Origin of the sequence: Nocardia sp. Root136 (assembly GCF_001427185.1) — a bacterium.
Lineage (GTDB): Bacteria > Actinomycetota > Actinomycetes > Mycobacteriales > Mycobacteriaceae > Nocardia > Nocardia salmonicida.
Genome location: NZ_LMFE01000001.1, coordinates 2,307,373 through 2,323,549 on the forward strand (window position 1 = coordinate 2,307,373; position 16,177 = coordinate 2,323,549).

17 protein-coding genes are annotated in these 16,177 nt (G+C 68.0%); 9 read left to right on the plus strand and 8 right to left on the minus strand.

The window, feature by feature from the left end; genetic code table 11:
* Nucleotides 1-104 precede the first annotated feature (104 nt).
* The 4 genes from ASD42_RS10685 (at nt 105) to ASD42_RS10700 (ending at nt 3,712) form a co-directional block, all read left to right on the plus strand.
* Nucleotides 105-605, plus strand: a complete 501-nt coding sequence (locus tag ASD42_RS10685; RefSeq protein WP_056816005.1) for a PH domain-containing protein — start codon at nt 105-107, stop codon at nt 603-605.
* Nucleotides 606-652: 47 nt separating this feature from the next.
* Nucleotides 653-2,260 (plus strand): PH domain-containing protein, encoded by a 1,608-nt coding sequence (locus tag ASD42_RS10690; RefSeq protein ID WP_056816008.1) that lies wholly within the window; start codon nt 653-655, stop codon nt 2,258-2,260.
* Nucleotides 2,261-2,547: 287 nt separating this feature from the next.
* Nucleotides 2,548-3,288 carry a TetR/AcrR family transcriptional regulator gene (locus ASD42_RS10695; RefSeq protein ID WP_056813458.1) on the plus strand — a complete coding sequence of 247 codons (741 nt, stop codon included), beginning with the start codon at nt 2,548-2,550 and terminating at the stop codon, nt 3,286-3,288.
* A gap of 70 nt (nt 3,289-3,358) precedes the next feature.
* Nucleotides 3,359-3,712: a DUF1622 domain-containing protein gene (locus tag ASD42_RS10700; RefSeq protein WP_056813463.1), complete on the plus strand. Its 354-nt coding sequence runs from the start codon at nt 3,359-3,361 to the stop codon at nt 3,710-3,712.
* Here the strand turns inward: ASD42_RS10700 and ASD42_RS10705 are convergent.
* From ASD42_RS10705 to typA, 4 genes are all read right to left on the minus strand, one after another.
* Entirely contained in the window at nt 3,702-4,121 is a 420-nt protein-coding gene (locus tag ASD42_RS10705) for a hypothetical protein (protein WP_056813465.1), read from the minus strand. The genes ASD42_RS10700 and ASD42_RS10705 overlap by 11 nt on opposite strands.
* A gap of 112 nt (nt 4,122-4,233) precedes the next feature.
* The gene (gene mshB, locus ASD42_RS10710; RefSeq protein ID WP_056816009.1) at nt 4,234-5,115 is read right to left on the minus strand and encodes an N-acetyl-1-D-myo-inositol-2-amino-2-deoxy-alpha-D-glucopyranoside deacetylase; all 882 of its coding nucleotides are present in this window, start codon (nt 5,113-5,115) and stop codon (nt 4,234-4,236) included.
* Nucleotides 5,112-6,845 (minus strand): ABC transporter family substrate-binding protein, encoded by a 1,734-nt coding sequence (locus tag ASD42_RS10715; RefSeq protein ID WP_084787062.1) that lies wholly within the window; start codon nt 6,843-6,845, stop codon nt 5,112-5,114. Before ASD42_RS10715 ends, mshB begins: the two co-directional genes overlap by 4 nt.
* Nucleotides 6,846-6,996: 151 nt before the next feature.
* Nucleotides 6,997-8,898 carry a translational GTPase TypA gene (gene typA, locus ASD42_RS10720; RefSeq protein WP_235569368.1) on the minus strand — a complete coding sequence of 634 codons (1,902 nt, stop codon included), beginning with the start codon at nt 8,896-8,898 and terminating at the stop codon, nt 6,997-6,999.
* Between the two features lie 125 nt (nt 8,899-9,023).
* On the opposite strand from typA, the gene ASD42_RS34890 reads away from it, so the two are divergent.
* Together ASD42_RS34890 and ASD42_RS10730 are read left to right on the plus strand one after the other, a co-directional pair.
* Nucleotides 9,024-9,200 carry a hypothetical protein gene (locus tag ASD42_RS34890; protein WP_165610273.1) on the plus strand — a complete coding sequence of 59 codons (177 nt, stop codon included), beginning with the start codon at nt 9,024-9,026 and terminating at the stop codon, nt 9,198-9,200.
* A 21-nt stretch (nt 9,201-9,221) separates the two neighbouring features.
* Nucleotides 9,222-9,509: a 4a-hydroxytetrahydrobiopterin dehydratase gene (locus ASD42_RS10730; RefSeq protein WP_056813475.1), complete on the plus strand. Its 288-nt coding sequence runs from the start codon at nt 9,222-9,224 to the stop codon at nt 9,507-9,509.
* Between the two features lie 6 nt (nt 9,510-9,515).
* On the opposite strand, the gene ASD42_RS10735 is transcribed toward ASD42_RS10730, so the two are convergent.
* Entirely contained in the window at nt 9,516-10,841 is a 1,326-nt protein-coding gene (locus ASD42_RS10735; RefSeq protein WP_371852112.1) for a mannosyltransferase, read from the minus strand.
* Between the two features lie 193 nt (nt 10,842-11,034).
* Between ASD42_RS10735 and ASD42_RS10740 the strand changes: the two genes are divergently transcribed.
* Both ASD42_RS10740 and ASD42_RS35225 read left to right on the plus strand, forming a co-directional pair.
* A complete protein-coding gene (locus ASD42_RS10740; RefSeq protein WP_056813477.1) occupies nt 11,035-11,814 on the plus strand; it encodes an Rv1157c family protein in 780 nt (259 codons plus the stop codon).
* A gap of 99 nt (nt 11,815-11,913) precedes the next feature.
* Nucleotides 11,914-12,261 (plus strand): hypothetical protein, encoded by a 348-nt coding sequence (locus ASD42_RS35225; protein WP_056813479.1) that lies wholly within the window; start codon nt 11,914-11,916, stop codon nt 12,259-12,261.
* A 1-nt stretch (nt 12,262) separates the two neighbouring features.
* Here ASD42_RS35225 and ASD42_RS10750 read toward each other — a convergent pair whose 3' ends face one another.
* From ASD42_RS10750 to ASD42_RS10760, 3 genes are all read right to left on the minus strand, one after another.
* On the minus strand, nt 12,263-12,973 hold the full coding sequence (locus ASD42_RS10750) for a DUF1906 domain-containing protein (protein WP_056813481.1): 711 nt from the start codon (nt 12,971-12,973) through the stop codon (nt 12,263-12,265).
* Between the two features lie 164 nt (nt 12,974-13,137).
* Complete coding sequence (locus tag ASD42_RS10755) at nt 13,138-14,286, minus strand: hypothetical protein (RefSeq protein ID WP_235569369.1); 1,149 nt, start codon at nt 14,284-14,286, stop codon at nt 13,138-13,140.
* A 188-nt stretch (nt 14,287-14,474) separates the two neighbouring features.
* Nucleotides 14,475-15,059, minus strand: a complete 585-nt coding sequence (locus ASD42_RS10760; RefSeq protein WP_056813485.1) for a CHAP domain-containing protein — start codon at nt 15,057-15,059, stop codon at nt 14,475-14,477.
* Between the two features lie 391 nt (nt 15,060-15,450).
* Between ASD42_RS10760 and ASD42_RS10765 the strand changes: the two genes are divergently transcribed.
* Entirely contained in the window at nt 15,451-16,176 is a 726-nt protein-coding gene (locus ASD42_RS10765; RefSeq protein ID WP_056813488.1) for a helix-turn-helix domain-containing protein, read from the plus strand.
* The last annotated feature ends 1 nt before the right edge of the window (nt 16,177 follow it).

Here is a 16,177-nt window from a genome sequence, read left to right on the forward strand (position 1 = left end):
GGCGGGCGCGGCGTGGTCGTCCTTGTCCGACGACAACCTCCCCCGTGACCGCGCGTATTCCCGACGGAGTGAACTCGTCGCACGCGCATGGAACCATGGGCAGCATGTCGCTGCCACGCTCCACCATCCTGGCCGAACCGGCCTGGCGTCCGAGTTCCAAGGCCAAGCTGCTGTGGGCGTTGGAGAACGCGATCGGGGTGGTGGTGCTGTTCGTGGTACTCGTGGTGTGGGCGGTGTTGGACGAGGACCATCGTGGCTGGCAGGTGCTGGCCGGGCTGGCGATCGTGGCGCTCGCGGTGCTGGCCGTTGTGGTGATTCCGGTGTGGCGATACGCGGTGCATCGCTGGGAGGTCACCGATGACGCCGTGTACACGCGGGTGGGGTGGCTGGATCAGGAATCGCGGGTCGCGCCGATCTCGCGGGTACAGACCGTCGATACCGAGCGTGGGCCGCTGGAACGGATCCTCGGGCTGGCGACTGTCACCGTCACCACCGCGTCGTCGGCGGGCGCGGTGAAGATCAGCGCGCTGGACCTGCCGGTCGCCGAGGAGACGGTGCTGCGGCTGACCGCCATCGCCGCGCAGCACCGCGGAGACGCGACGTGACCGCACCCGCGCGCACCGAGACCGACTGGCAGCGCCTGGATCCGCGCATGCTGCTGGTGTATCCGGTCAACGAGGTCATGAAATACATTCCGGTGCTGCTCGGTTCGATCATCGTCGGCACCACCAGCGGCAATCCGCTGTGGAGTTTGATTCCGGTCACGCTCGTCGCGGCGTTCGGCATCGCGCGGTGGTTCACCACCTCGTATCGGATCGATGCCGATCACGTGCAGTTGCGCAGCGGAATCGTGCAGCGCCGCACGCTGTCGGTGCCTCGCTCGCGCATTCGATCGGTGGATGTGGAAGCCGATCTGCTGCACCGGGTGCTCGGGCTGGCGGTACTGGCCATCGGAACCGGCAAGCAGACCGACAAGGGCGAGGAATTCAAGCTCGACGCGCTCGACACCAGTCAGATCCCGGCGTTGCGGGCCGAATTACTCGCACACACCGGTCGACTGACACCCGGGCACAGCGAGAGCGCCGGGGCGCCGCATGTTTCGCACCACGATGCCCTCACCGACTCCGGAGTGGAGATCGGGCACTGGCAGGCGGCGTGGGTGCGGTACGCACCGTTGTCGCTGACCGGGCTGGCCGTCGTCGCGCCGATCGCGGGAATCGGCGCGCAGTACGGACTCATCGACGTGCTGTCGAAAAGCGCTGTCGTGCAACATCTCGACGACGACACCGCGATGATCGTCGTCATCGTCATCACCGGGTTGACCCTGCTGACGGTGCTGCTGGTGAGCCTGGCCGGGTGCGCCCACTACCTCGCCACCTGGTTCGGCCTGCGCGTGCTCGACAACGGCGCCACCCTGCACCTGCGCCACGGCCTGTTCACCACCCGCCAGATCACCCTGGACCTGGCTCGCTTCCGCGGCGCCACGCTCAACGAACCGCTCCTGCTGCGCGCGGCCAACGCCGCTCAGCTCGAAATGATCATGACCGGTGAGAACCCCCGGCAGAAGATCCTTCCCCAGGCCCCACGCGCCGCCGTCGAACGCACCCTCGACGAACTACTCTGCACCCGCCGACGCCCGGACGCCGAGGCGTCGACCGCCCAGGAACCGGACTCGGCCTGGGCACCCCGCGACGACAGCGAACGCCCGGTCGCGACCTCCCTCGACAAAGTCGCCTCGACAGCCGTACTCACGGATTCGCCCGCACCGCAACAGATCACCGGTTCCGCCCTCGGCACCGTCGAGCTACGACGCCATGGACCCGCCGCACATCGTCGCCGCTACACCCGCGCCGCGTGGCCCGTCGGCGTCGTTGCCGTCGTCCTGCTCGCCATCACGCTCGCGGGTGGGCATCCACCGGTGTGGACCTGGCCCTTCCCGGTGCTGCTCGCCGTCGTCATGGCCCTGCTCGCCGAGGACCGCTACCGCGGCTTGGGCCACCGCGTGCTCCCCGGCACCACGGGCCCGACCTGGCTGATCACCCGCAGCGGCAGCCTCGATCGCAATCGGGACTGTCTCGAAGCTCCCGGTATCATCGGATGGACTGTGCGGCAGACCTTCTGGCAGCGCCGCGCGGGACTCGCCACTGTCGTCGCGGCCACCGCGGCGGGCAAGAAGTCCTACTCGGTGGTCGACATCCCGATCGATCAGGCCGCCGACCTGATCGAGGCAGTGACCCCGGGCCGACTCGGTGAACGCTGAAATGGCCGGGCGCCCTTGGACTCCCGGCCATTCCGCGTCGACAGCCTAGGCGTTCACCGGCTCCTTCGCCAATTCGGATTCGCCCACAGGCGTTTTCGCGTCAGGCATCGACACCGCGGCGGCCGGCGAGCACGCGGGTATCGGCTCCGCGCTCGACGACACGATCCAGCAAGCCCGGCGACGAGCGTTTCCGCGCTCTCCGCACATTGTGCGGTCACGCCGAACAGTGTTCAACCGGGGCTATGCTGTGCCGATCGGCGAAGTCGGAGAACGCGAGGAGGCAGCGGATGGCGAGCACCGGCTCGACGGAGATCACCTCGGTGTGGACCAAGCCCGCGCGCGAACGGCGCGACCAACCCACACTGACCCGTGACCAGATCGTCGCCGAGGCCATCGCCCTGCTCGACGCCGAAGGCTTCGACGCGTTGAGCATGCGCAAGCTCGGCGCCCGCCTCGGCGCGGGTGCGACCTCGCTGTACACCCACGTGGCGAACAAGGACGAGCTGCTCGAACTCGTCGTCGACCAGGTCATCGGCGAGGTGCCGACACCGACGCCCGATCCCGAGCGCTGGCGGGCGGTGATGCACGCGCAGGCCGACGGCCTGCGCGCGACGATCCTGGCCCATCCGTGGATCACCGTGGTGTTGAGCAGCGCGGCGCTGACCTATCTCGGGCCCAACATGATGCGGCTGACCGACTCGATGGTCGCCATCGTGGAAGCCGGGGGCTTCGACGACGAGGTGGTCGATATCGCGATCGACGCGATCTTCCAGTTCGTGGTCGGCTCGTGCGGCAACGAGGCCGCGATGATGATGACGATCGCGCGCAGCGGCCTGTCGACCCAGCAGTGGGTGGACCGGGTGATGGTGGCGAGCGAGGCCGCGTCGCAGCAGTATCCGCGCCTGCACCGGCGCTATGTCGAGCAGCGCCCGCAGGTCGTCGAGGAGGCCGCCAACGGGGTGCTCAGCCGGTTCACCCAGGCCATCGACCTGATCCTGGACGGCGCGCAGACCCGCCACGCCCGATAGCAACGCAGGCGACGCCCACACGGCGTAGCGTTCGATTCGATCGCCGTGCCGCTGACGCTAGGGGTGATTCGTGCAGTTCACCGAGGTTATCGAGACCGCGGGCCAGGTGCTCGACGGGGCCGGGGTCGCGGCCATCGTCATCGGCGGGTTCATCGGCACGGTCCGGTTCCTGCGGCAGTTGGCAGAGCACAAGGAGTTCGAGCGCGCCTACAACACCTATCGGCGCGGGCTCGGCCGGGCGATCCTGCTCGGACTGGAATTCCTGGTGGCCGCCGACATCATCCGCACGGTCGCCATCTCACCGACTTTCACCAGCGTCGGCGTGCTCGCGTTGATCGTGCTGGTGCGGACGTTCCTCAGCTACTCGCTCGAACTCGAACTCACCGGGCAATGGCCGTGGCAGCGGCCGAAATCTACCGAATGACGTTCGAGCGGTAGTACAGGTAGGCCGCGGGGGCGAGCACGCCGCAGGCGAACAACAGCAGGGTGCGCCAGTCGCTGCCGAGCATGATGTCGCCGCCGGGGCCGCGCGAGGCGCAGACCAGGAACCCGAAGACCCACACCACGATCGGGGCGAAGGTGAAGCCGACCCGGTCGGTCACCGATTCCATGCCGTAGACCAGGGCGATATTGATCGGTGCGGCGAGCAGCGCCACCGCCGGAAAGGCGAACGAGCCGATATAGGTGGGCAGGAACAGCACTTCGACGGCCAGGGTGATCAGCGCGTCGAGGAACAGCAGCACGACGATGAGTCCCGCGATCAACGGATCCGCCACGCCGGTAAGGCGCGAGGACCGCAGCACGGCGGTGGGCTGATCGCGATCGGTCACCATGGGCCCGAGTCTATTCGGCCGCACCGGCCCGCCGTGTCGCGCGCGCCCTGGAGAATCGCCGATCGGTCAGCAGACAACCGCGACCGGCGATGGCGATCGTGTGGCCAGCCGCTCAATCGAGACCGGCGAACAGGTCGTGTTCGAATCCATCGGCGCCCACCTCGCCGCGAGTGCCGCGGACCAGTGTGAAGTGCTCTTCGGGCAGTACCGGCAGCGCGATGTTGTTCGACAGAGCGAATTCTCGGCCACTCGGCGCGACGGTGACCTGGGTGGCGTGTGCGCGCATGGCGGCGCGCTTGGCCGAGACCACATCGGAGACGTCGACGACGGTGCTCACCCCGCTCGTCGACATGGCGGCCAGCTCGGCCTCGACCGGCAGACGCCAGCCCGCGGGCAGCGCGCCCGGCAGTTCGTCGACGGTGCGGCGGGCCAGCGCGGCGGTGTGCTGGCGCAGCAGGTCGGCGTCGGTGACGGTCCAGTAGAACTTGGGGACATCCCAGCCCTGCTCGGCGGCCGCCGCGACGGCCGCGGTGGTGATCTCGTGCGCGCGGATGTGATCGGGATGGCCGTAGCCGCCGCGCGGATCGTAGGTGACCACAACCCGTGGCCGCAGTTCGAGGATCACCGCGACGAGTTCGTCGACAGCGGCGTCACCGGAATGCACGAAGGCCCGCGGGTTCTCCGCCGACGGCGTACCCGCCATGCCGGAATCGCGCCAGCGACCGGGGCCGCCGAGGAACCGCGGCTCGGTCACGCCGAGAGCCGACAGCGCGGCGGTGAGCTCGCCGATGCGGTAACCGCCGAGCTGGTCGGCTTCGGTGGCGATCAAGCGAGACCACCGGTCGCCGATGACCTCACCCTCCTCGCCGAGCGTGCAGGTCACCACGGTCACCGGGACGCCCCGCCTGCGGTAGTGCGCGATCGTGCCACCCGTAGTGAGGGTTTCGTCATCAGGATGGGCGTGGACCAGCAACAGTCCGCCGGTATCGGTCATGGGATCCTCCGCCACTGTGCCGTATCACCGAAGATGCCGACCTGGATCGCGCCCGACAGCGACACACCGTCGACGCGCGGACCGGCCGCCGCGACCACGTTGTCCTGCACGATCGGCAACACGGTCGCCAGTTCCCAGAGCCGAGGCTCGGATTCGGCCAGGATGCGCGGCACATCGAACCCGCGCAGGGCTTCGTCGATCGAGGGCTGCAGGGTCGGGTCGCACACCCCGCCGATATTGCTCGGCGCCTGGCGGTAAGCCTCCGCCGCGGCCAGCGCGGGACCTTCGGCGCCTGCCGGTGCGACCGGCGGGCAGCCGTAGCGCGAGGCCAGCGCGGTGGCCGGGTCGCCGCCTGCCAGCTCCCAGCCGACGATGGCGTCGATCGAGGATTCGGTGAGGTCCTTGCCGTACAGCTCGTCGGCGGGCAGGCCGCGCACGGTGGCATCGATTCCGGCACTGCGCAATTGGTCGGCGGCGGTATTGGCGACGGCCAGCGCCGACGCGTCCTCGGTGACCGCGCCGATCCGCACCGACAGCCCCTTGCCGTTGCGCGCCACCGAGCGCGGGCGCGGCGCGGGTGAGGTGGGCGAACCGGTCTGCGGCGTCTCCGGCGCACGGCCGTAACCGGCCTCGGCCAGCAGCGCGAACGCTTCCTCGGCGGTCATCCGCGGCGGCGCGGTGGGCACGTAGCCGGGGCTCGACGGCGAAAGTACTTGTGCGCGTGCGGGTTCCACCCAGCCGCCGGTCTGCGCGCCGACGGTCGCCAACAGGGCGGGGTCGAGCAGCGCGAGCACCGCCTTGCGGACCCGGACATCGGCGAGGTCGCCGGCGCGGCCGTTGAGCGCGAGTTGCATTTCACGGGCCTGCGGCATGATCGTGGTGCGCACCGATGGGATCGCGGCCAGTTGCGCCTGGGTCGCCACCCCGCCGTGCACGAGCGCCATCTGCGCGTCTCCGGTGCGCAGCGATTCGGCCAGCTGCGAGGGCGTGCCGCCACGACGGAACTGGATCTGATCCGGCGAAGCCGGGGTGCCCCAGAAACGGTCGTTGCGTTCGAGCAGGATCTCGTCGCGCCCGCGATCGACCGATTTGATGGTGAAATTGCCGCCCGAGACCGGAATCTTGTCGACCAGGCCGCTGGTGAACCCACCCGGGGAGTCCTTCACCAGGTGCGAGGGCAGCAGGTTCGAGAACAGTTCACGCCAGGCGGGATACGGCTGCGCCATGGTCACCGTGACCGTTTTGCCGCCACCCGAGGACGCCACATCCGAGATGAGCCGGTAACCGGCCGGATCGACCACGCCGGGCTGGCTGATCATCTGCTGCCAGAGGAATCGGAAGTCCTCGGCCGCGATCGGCGCACCGTCGGACCAATTGGCCTGGTTGCGCAGGGTGTAGGTGATGGTGAACGGCTCCTGCGCTGTCACATCGGCCGACACGATCAGCGAGGTATCGGGCACCCACTCGACCAGACCCGGACGCACGGGACTCGGCGCGGCACGGAACGGGCTCGGCAGCACCATCGAACTCACCGCGCTGGTCACCGGCGACTGATCCGAGCGCAGATGCGGATTGAACCCGATCCCGATGTCATCGATCGCGACGACCACGGTGTTCTTACCCGGCTTGACCTGGGTGGTCTTGGGAGAGTCGGACGACTCGATCGGCGGTGGTGGATTCGCCGTGCAACCGGCCACGACCGCCGTCGAGGCGATCATCGCCAGCACCATCGCACGCCACCCTGCGTGCCGCCCCGAACTCACCTTGCGCACTCTACCCAACCCCTCGATCGGCTGCCGTTCGGCCAGTACAGGCCTACGAAAAGGCGTCGGCCGGGTCCGTTTCCGGTACCCGGCCGACGCCGTTCGAAACTACTGCTGCCTAGTTCGCGGCGGCCTTGTCGCGAGCCTTGCGACGCGACAGGTCGCGGGCCCGCTCGTTGGCGCCGAGGACGAGCTTGCGCACGCGAACCACCTCGGGGGTGACCTCCACGCACTCGTCTTCGGTGCAGAACTCCATCGCCAGCTCGAGATCGAGCTGCAACGGCTTGGCCATGGTCTCGAAGGTGTCCGCGTTGGCGCTGCGCATGTTGGTCAGCTTCTTCTCGCGGGTCACGTTGATATCGAGATCCTCGGCGCGCGGGTTGATACCCACGACCATGCCCTCGTAGGTGTCGGCGCCCGGCTCGACGAAGAACTGACCACGGTCGGCCAGCTGGATCATCGCGAACGGGGTGACGGTGCCCGCGCGGTCGGAGACCAGCGAACCGGTGTGGCGGGCGCGGATCTCACCGGCCCACGGCGCGTAACCGTGGGCGACGGCGTTGGCGATGCCGGTGCCGCGGGTTTCGGTGAGGAACACGGTGCGGAAGCCGATCAGGCCACGCGAGGGGACGATGAACTCCATGCGCACCCAGCCGGCGGCGTGGTTGCTCATCTGCACCATCTTGCCCTTGCGAGCGGCCAGCAGCTGAGTGATCGCGCCGAGGTACTCGTCGGGGCAGTCGATGGTCAGCTCTTCGAACGGCTCGTGGGTCTTGCCGTCGACCTGCCTGGTGACCACCTGCGGCTTGCCGACGGTCAGTTCGAAGCCCTCACGACGCATCTGCTCGACCAGGATGGCCAGCGCCAGCTCACCACGACCCTGCACCTCCCAGGCGTCGGGACGGCCGATGTCGAGCACGCGCAGCGACACGTTGCCGATGAGCTCGGCATCCAGGCGCGACTTGAGCATGCGGGCGGTGAGCTTGTGGCCCTGCACCCGGCCGACCAGCGGCGAGGTGTTGGTGCCGATGACCACCGAGATGGCGGGCTCGTCGACGGTGATGCGCGGCAGCGCGATCGGGTTCTCCGGATCGGCGAGGGTGTCGCCGATCATGATGTCGGGGATACCGGCGATGGCGACGATGTCGCCCGCCTCGGCGACCTCGCCGGGCTGACGCTCCACACCGATCGTCTGCAGCAGTTCGGTGATCTTGACCGTCTTGGCGCCGTCGGCGTTGATCCAGGTGACGTTCTGACCCTTGCGCAGCTCGCCCGCGTAGATGCGGACCAGGGCCAGACGACCGAGGAACGCCGACGCGTCGAGGTTGGTGACGTGGGCCTGCAGCGGCGCGTCCTTGTTGCTCTTCGGTGCCGGGATGTAGTCCATCAGCACCTCGAACAGGGCGTCGAGGTTCTCGGCGTCGGGAGCGGAACCGTTTTCCGGCTCCACCTTCGAGGCCTTGCCCTCACGGCCCGAGGCGTAGAGGACCGGCAGGTCGAGCGCCAGCTCGGCGGCTTCGGCGGCCTCGTCGTCGAGGTCGGAGGCCAGGTCGAGCAGCAAGTCGTGCGACTCGGAGACGACCTCGGCGATGCGGGCGTCGGGACGGTCGGTCTTGTTCACGACCAGGATGACCGGCAGCTTGGCCGCGAGGGCCTTGCGCAGTACGAAACGGGTCTGGGGCAGCGGGCCCTCGGACGCGTCGACGAGCAGCACGACACCGTCGACCATGGACAGGCCGCGTTCGACCTCGCCACCGAAGTCGGCGTGGCCGGGGGTGTCGATCACGTTGATGACGGTGAGAGAACCGTCGGGGTTATGGCGATGGACGGCGGTGTTCTTCGCGAGAATGGTGATGCCCTTCTCGCGCTCGAGATCACCGGAGTCCATGACGCGGTCGACCAGTTCGGCTCGCTCAGCGAACGCGCCCGACTGACGAAGCATGGCGTCAACCAGCGTCGTCTTGCCGTGGTCGACGTGGGCCACGATGGCGACGTTGCGAAAATCGCGTGAAGACGACACGCCTGGATCCTCCTGCTGTTGGGGTATTTGGCGCGCATTCATCTGGCATCGCGGCCTGTTACAGCCTACCGGTACCCCGGTGACAGTCTCGTGTCAGGCTTTGTACTTAGGCTACGCTAACTCCCATGGGCAAGGTGAAGGCGAAGAAGGTCTCGAGCCTGAAGCCGAAGAAAAAGTGCTGCAGGAAGAAGACGCGCTGCTTCAAATGCCCCGTCGTCATCATGCGAATGAAGAAGGCCGAGGCCGCCGGAACAAGCGGTAAAGATCTCAAAAAGGCCTTGAAGTTGGCGCGCGCCAAGTAGGCAGAGGGGTACAACCGAGGTATGAGTACCCCGTTGCTCTCCGCCCCCGAACTCACGATCGCGCTGGCCACTCTTCCGGAGTGGTCACGCGAGGGTGACGCGATCACCCGCACGGTGCAGGCACCCAGTTTCCTCGCCGGTATCGAGACGGTCCGCAAGGTCGCCACCGCGGCCGAAGCGGCCGATCATCATCCGGATATCGATATCCGTTGGCGCACACTGCGTTTCACGCTGAGTACGCATTCGGCCGGTGGGCTCACCGCGCTCGATACGGCGATGGCGCACACCATCGACGACCTCGTCGACTGACAAGCGTCAGCTCGCGGGCACCTCGGCCGTGCGACGGCCGGGGAGTTGCGCGCGCAGGCTGTCGCGGCCACGCCAGATCAGCCAGCCGAGCAGCACGAACACGCCGATCGCATCCACCGCGCCGAGCCAGGCCAACGGCCACGGGCGCGGGATGGTCCAGATCGTCGGCTGCGCGAACGAGAGCACCCACGGCACGCCGACCAGCATCGTCAGCACCCAGAACCCGGCGATGATCCGCGCGACGCGCTCGGCCCGCAGCGGCCCGTAGAGCAGCCACAGCACCGTCGGGATCAGCCACACCCAGTGGTGTGACCAGGAGATCGGCGAGATCATCAGCCCGAACAGCTGCACCAGCACCAGGGTGCCGAGCCGGTCGTCGGGGCCGAGGGTGCGCCACGCGCAGAACGCCAGCACCGTCGTGACCACGACGGCGGCGAGCCACCACGGCCCGGACTGCACGTCGTAGCCGAGGATGCGGCTCAGCGCACCGCGCAGCGACTGGTTCCACACCGAGCCCACCGGGCCGATCCGGTCGGCGTCGCCGAGCAGGGTGCCGAAATAGCGTTTCGCCTCGTGGGCATTGATGAGAAAGCTCACAGCGACGGTCAGCCCGAAGGCCGCCGCCGACCACAGCACTGTCGCCCAGCGCCGCCGCGCCACGAAATACAGGCCGGTGATGGCCGGGGTCAGCTTGATGCCCGCGATCACGCCGACGAGGGTGCCCGAGATCCACCAGCGCGCACTGCGCACGGCCAGCATCGCGCCGAGCACCAGGAACACATTCACCTGGCCGTAGTCGATCGTGGTTCGCACCGGCTCGAGCCACACGCCGAGCGCCGTCCAGCCGACGGCCGCGGTGATCCACGGCGTCTGCTTCGCCTTCTCCGCGCCGAGGAGCAGCTCGAAGCTGATCCGGATCACCCCGTAGAGCGCGGCGACCGTGGCCAGCATCCAGCCGACCGCCACGAGGGTGAACGGCAGATAGTGCAGCGGGAAGAACACCAGCGCGGCGAACGGCGGATAGGTGAACGGCAGCGGGAAGTCCGGCGTCACCTCCGAGTAGGTGAAGTCGTAGAGCCGATCGGTGAGCAGTGACGCCGACCCGTCCACGTAGACGTGCAGATCGACAACATTGAGCCCGTTCGGGGCGAAGAGCATCCAGGCCAACCGGGCGAGCACGGACAGTCCGAGCAGCGCGAGAGCCCATCGGAGGTGTCTGTTCAAAGCCAGGCTTTCGGTCGGATGGGTGGCGCCGGGCGCCGTTTCACGGTGCTCCGCTACTTTAACCGGGCGTCGATCGACCCCCGCGCGCACCGGCTGCGACGACACCATCGGTAACATTTGCATCAACATCCCCAGGTGTAACGCCAGTCAGGGCTAGCGTCGATGAGCATGGTTTCGGCCGGTGATCCGCTCAGGGCCCGGCGGCTGTACAACACGGCAGCGTTGTCCTTAGAGTGACCCCCGACATGTTGGGGTCGACAACCCTCGCCCATCGCAAACCGAGGTAAGGACGGCTAGACAAGTGCTTCGTAGCCGAGGATCGCGGATCGCAACGACCGCTCTCGCCATCGCTGCCGGTGCCATGCTGGCCGCGCCCGCATCGACCATCGCCGCGCCCGCGCCCGCCCCACAGGCGGCGCCGATCAGCGTCCCGATGGTGCCAGAAGGCGTTCCGGTCGACGCGCTAGCCGCCTTCGCCCCCGCCGTGGCCGGCCTGGTAGCGGGCCCGGCCGACGTCGCCAGCCCACAGACCGCCCTGCTCGATCAGGCGCGCGCACTGCTGGCAACGCTGAACCTGCCGCCCGCCATCAAGGCCACCCTCGAGCGGATCATCACCTTCCTCGACGGCAGCGGCGGCGGCGGTCCCGAACTCCCGCAGGACGGCCCGGCCATCGCGCAGTTCCTGTACCCGACGATCGGCAAGGGCTGCATCGGCGACGGCGCCGATTCGGTCGGCACCGCGCTCGCGGTCGCCGGTCCGGCGCAGCTGCCCCCGCCCGGCCCCGCCGCCGGGCAGGCCGGTTTCGTGTTCACCGCGCTCGGCACCAAGGCGCCGACCGGTGAGCAGAACCCGCCGATGACGGTGCAGTGGCTCAACCTCGACACCCGTCAGTCCGCGATCCAGACGCTGACCGACGAGGCCAAGATCAACCCCGGCGGTCCGGCCACCCTGTCGGCCATCGCGAACACCGGCCACGGCCGCGTCGTCGCGGTGATCTCGGGTTCGCTCACCACCGCCGCCGAGGGCGCCGCACCGCGCACCTGCACGTTCATGCCGACCCTCGGCTTCTTCACCGTCTAGGTAGTGCATCCACTGAGCCCGGTTCGTTCCTCGCGAGCGAATCGGGCTCAGTTGTTTTCGGCTGTTCCCGCGGGCATCGCGATGTGGTAGACCGAGACGATGGCGACCACGCATGGATCTCGCAACATTCGGTCGACTCGCAGCAGCCGCTCGATTCTCTCCTACCGATCCGAGGGGTCGATCCTGTCGATCGGATCGGCCTATTCGGTGCTGTCCATCGGCAGCGTCGGGTCGGTGCTGTCCATCGGCTCGATCGGGTCGTTCGGGTCGGCGATCTCGTCGGGCTCGTTCGTCAGCTTGGGTTCGGCGCTGTCGGGGCTGTCACGCTGGTCGCTGCTGTCCTGGCTCGGGAACCATTCCGCACCCGACACCACGACACCGCTGTGCGTGATGCCCGACGACGAGCCCGACTTGCGTCACGGATCGACGTGCCACTGCCAGACCTGATTCACCACTGGCCGTAGTCCTCGGCCAGCACCCGGTTCAGATCGACGCCGACGCCGTCGATCGAGCGCTTGTCGATCTCGAATTGGTGCAGGTGCGCGGAATCGTGCACGAAACCTCGCTCGGTGCCCCAGTTGTGTTGCCAGAACCAGGAACCGAGGCCCGCGTCGAGTGCGCGGTCGATGGTCGGCGCGTTGGCGTAGATGCCGACGAGTTCGGGTCCGAGCACCGACTGCCAACCCTCGATATAGGGCGCGATCATCTCGTCGAACTCTTCTTGCGACGGGTTGTCGTCGATGGAGGCGTAGATCGGCGCGGTGTCGGGTCCGCCCGCGGCGACGTGGATGGCCCAGCCGCGCTCGGCGTGTTCCTTGCCCGCTTCGAGGCCGCCGCGCCAGTCGGCCGTCGGGCCCTTACCGAACTGATAGTTCGACACGATCGACAGGCCGTTGGCCCACAGGTCCTCGACCTCGGCGGCGAGCAGCGGCTTACCTTCCATCCACTCCGCGCCCGGCCTTCGCTCGGAGACATAGCGGATGACGCCGATATGGCCTTCGGCGGCGATCGACGCGGCGGAGGGAACCCCCGCGGCGTAGTCGACCATGGTGCCGAAGGATTGGGCGCGGGCAGGGGCGGCGGCGAGGCCTGCGCCGATCGTGGCCGCGGCGGCGGCCAAGCCGAAGAACTTCCGCCGATTCACCGGAACAGAACGCATCGCAGGACTCCTTCGCGCAAACCCGACCTTCAACCGGCAAGCGAACCCGGCGCGCCTTCCCCGAAAATCGCGCGCCGGGAGTCTGGAACGTGCGATTCATTGCACCACAACCCCAGGGGAACCACCAGAACCAACGGCAACATTCGCCCCACGAGTCACACGACTCAGGTCGCGCCGTCGATCGCCGCGCCCACATCGATGGTGCGGCCGGTCGGATCGGCCAGTTCGGTGCTCACCACCGCGACGACCTGCGCGACGACCTGCTTCTTGATCCCGGCCAGCCGGGCCAGGGTCGCCGCGCGCAGGCCCTTCGCGGTGAACTCCATCGAGATGTCCTCGAGCGCGGGCGGCGGCACCTCGATCACGATCTGCAACGGCTCGGCGGCCCTGGCCGTGAGGACCAGCGGAATCTCGAGGTCGGCGCGGTAGTGATTGGCTTTGAGGACGTCGACGGTGATGTCGAGCCCGACCGGCAGCGTCATATCGAAGATCCGCAGCTCGCCCGGCTCGCCGAGGCCACGATCGATCACGCGCGGCTGCTCGATCGCACCGCGCACGGTCACCGTGGCCGCGCCGCGTGGGCCCTCGGCCAGTGGTCCCACCTCGATCTCGTTGCCCGCCAACTGCGCGACCACGCCGTGCACGCGGTCCCTGGTGACGATGGTGGTGAAGAAGCGCAGACCGAATTCGCGGTAGTCGATCCATTCGAAGACGGTGTCGTTGCGATGCGGTGAGCGGTAGCCGTCCAGAATCGCCTCGATATCGAAGACCCGCTCCGAGCGCACCTTCGGATCGCCGACGATGGCGTTGACCCGACTGGCGACCTCGCGCTGCACCAGGCCCGCGATCGGGTCGAGCAGCATCTCCCACGCACCGTCGATGGCCTCGGCGCGCAACGTGAAGCTGACGTCCTTGGCCGTCACGGGGGCGACATCGATCACGACCAGCAGCGGGGCGGCGGTGCGGGCGTGCAGCGTCAGCCCGATCTCGACCACGGCGGCCAAGCGCAGTTTGCGTCCACCGAGGACCAGTTTCACGGCCAGGGTCAGCGGGACCTTCACGCCGAAGCTCAGCGCGTCACCGGGAGTACGGGTGACAACAGGGGTTCCCAGGGTGCCCTCGGCGACGAAACCGGCCAGCCCGGCGGGGCCGAGGGAGAACGGACCGATCTTCACGCCACGCCCGGTCATCCCCGATACCGCGGCGGTGATGCGCTCCTCGGTCACCGCGTAGGTGACGAATCGTTCGCCGAAATCGGCGTACTCGATCCTCATCGGCTCACGACGTGGCTGCTCGTCCACCTTCACACGCACATCGAACACGGTACGTGACGTCAGCGAACCCGCTGTTGGTGGCACAACTCCCCCGTCCTGCCGATGAGGGGGAAGCAGGACGGAGGAGCCGGCGACGGCGCTGCCGGGCGCCGCGAGTTCCATGGTACGGGTATCGGCGTGGTACCGCCGTCCAGGATCATCGCAGTTGTCTTGAGCGCCAATCGATTTCAGAATCGCCCGTAACCGACCAGATCGGCGGTTTCGGCGGGTGTGATGGTTCGGACCCGAACCCCGCCCATTTCGTTGCCGCCGATGGTGGTGATCGTGTCGCCCTCGGCCTTCAGCACGATGTTGGTGTGCTGGCCGAGCGGACTGCCGGGCCCGTAGAGGACCACGTCACCGGTGCGCGGGCGATAGCCGACGTCGGCGCGGGTGAATCGGCCGACCTGCTGGTAGTACTCCTGCAGCGTGTACACGCCGGGGATCCGCCAGGAACCGGAGTTCGGGTTGGCCAGCGGCCTGCCCGCCTCGCGCATCGTCCAGCTGACGAAGTCGGCGCACCACGCCTCCTTGACGCCCTCGGCGTACTTCGGGCCGTCGCCGGGCTGCTCGTACTCGCGGCGCAACACGTCGACGAGCACGACCTGCTGCTCGTCGAGACGTTCGCTGTCGAGCGCGGGGAACTGATCTCCCCAATCGTGCTGCCACCACACAAGTCCGACGACTACCACGGTCGCCGCGGCCAACATTCCGGAGATTCCGACGATCCAGGGCGTGCGTCGACCGGATCGTTCGGCGTGAATCTGCGTCATCGCCCCCCACTCTCATTCGTCCTTCTGACCTATTGGACGAATCGCGAGGGCGTTCGGTTCCCGATCGCGGGTGTTTTCCGAAGCGGACGGGCAACAACCGGGTGGACCCCTGCGCCACCCGGGTATCAGCCCGGCGATCGCTCTCGGCGCGCCAACGGGTGCGCGCCGTCCCCTCCGGCGACCTCGAGTCCGCGCAGGGGTGGTGTCGAACACTTTCCGCTTCGGAACACACTGGCCCGACCAGCACAGAGGCCGATGATCAGCCTGTGCGCGACGGTCGGGTAGCCACGCGCTGCCCCGCTCGGCTGACATGATTTTTGCGAAACCTTTACCCTCGGTCAAGCTAGACGACTGTCCCAATTTGTACCTATGACCGAACCGGGAGTGCATTGTGGAAGACCCGAACGCGTCGATCTCGCGATACCTCCGCGAACGCCGCGAATCGTCGGGCCTGACCAGGGCGGCGCTCGGCGAGGCTGCGGGCATCTCGCCCGCGCTCATCCAGAAGATCGAACAGGGCACGCGCACACCGACACTGGAGGCGCTGACCGCGCTGTTCGACGCGCTCGACGTGCCCGAGGTGTTTCGCGACCATCTGATCTCGCTGTCGGTGGCTCACCGCTACGACTCGACGCCCTCGCTCGTCCGACCGGCCGACCAGGTCCTGATCGACGGGATCACCCATCCGGCCAGCCTGCAACTGCATCCGGTCTTCGAGATCCTGGCCACCAACGCCGCGTGGCGACGCCTCTTTCCCGGCCTGGTCACGGGCGAGTCGATGCTCGAGTGGATGTTGCTCGACCCGCGCGCCAGGACCGCGCTGGTCGACTGGGAGCAGCAGGTTCACCTGTGCGTCTACGCGTTTCGCGTGATGGGCCCGGGATTGGCGTCGCGAACGCGGATCGCCGAGATCGTCGAAACCTGTGCGCGCGCTTCCGAATGGGAGAAATTCTGGACCACCGAACCGTCGGCCACGCCCGGACCCGACGGACCGATGGTACAACTGCGCGATCCGCACAGCGGCGCGCCGATCTCGATGGCGGTGCACTCCCTCGGCGCCTCCCTCGTACCGCGTCGGGACTGGTCGCTGGTGGTGTACTCGCCGGCCGCTGACTGAC

What these genes read in the sequence shown, in the direction of transcription:
- ASD42_RS10685 (WP_056816005.1), top strand. Translation starts at nt 105, where the DNA reads ATGTCGCTGCCACGCTCCACCATCCTGGCCGAACCGGCCTGGCGTCCG.
- ASD42_RS10690 (WP_056816008.1), top strand. Translation starts at nt 653, where the DNA reads ATGCTGCTGGTGTATCCGGTCAACGAGGTCATGAAATACATTCCGGTG.
- ASD42_RS10695 (WP_056813458.1), top strand. Translation starts at nt 2,548, where the DNA reads ATGGCGAGCACCGGCTCGACGGAGATCACCTCGGTGTGGACCAAGCCC.
- ASD42_RS10705 (WP_056813465.1), bottom strand. Translation starts at nt 4,121, where the DNA reads ATGGTGACCGATCGCGATCAGCCCACCGCCGTGCTGCGGTCCTCGCGC.
- mshB (WP_056816009.1), bottom strand. Translation starts at nt 5,115, where the DNA reads ATGACCGATACCGGCGGACTGTTGCTGGTCCACGCCCATCCTGATGAC.
- ASD42_RS10715 (WP_084787062.1), bottom strand. Translation starts at nt 6,845, where the DNA reads ATGGTGCTGGCGATGATCGCCTCGACGGCGGTCGTGGCCGGTTGCACG.
- ASD42_RS34890 (WP_165610273.1), top strand. Translation starts at nt 9,024, where the DNA reads ATGGGCAAGGTGAAGGCGAAGAAGGTCTCGAGCCTGAAGCCGAAGAAA.
- ASD42_RS10730 (WP_056813475.1), top strand. Translation starts at nt 9,222, where the DNA reads ATGAGTACCCCGTTGCTCTCCGCCCCCGAACTCACGATCGCGCTGGCC.
- ASD42_RS10735 (WP_371852112.1), bottom strand. Translation starts at nt 10,841, where the DNA reads ATGGTGTCGTCGCAGCCGGTGCGCGCGGGGGTCGATCGACGCCCGGTT.
- ASD42_RS35225 (WP_056813479.1), top strand. Translation starts at nt 11,914, where the DNA reads ATGGCGACCACGCATGGATCTCGCAACATTCGGTCGACTCGCAGCAGC.
- ASD42_RS10750 (WP_056813481.1), bottom strand. Translation starts at nt 12,973, where the DNA reads ATGCGTTCTGTTCCGGTGAATCGGCGGAAGTTCTTCGGCTTGGCCGCC.
- ASD42_RS10760 (WP_056813485.1), bottom strand. Translation starts at nt 15,059, where the DNA reads ATGACGCAGATTCACGCCGAACGATCCGGTCGACGCACGCCCTGGATC.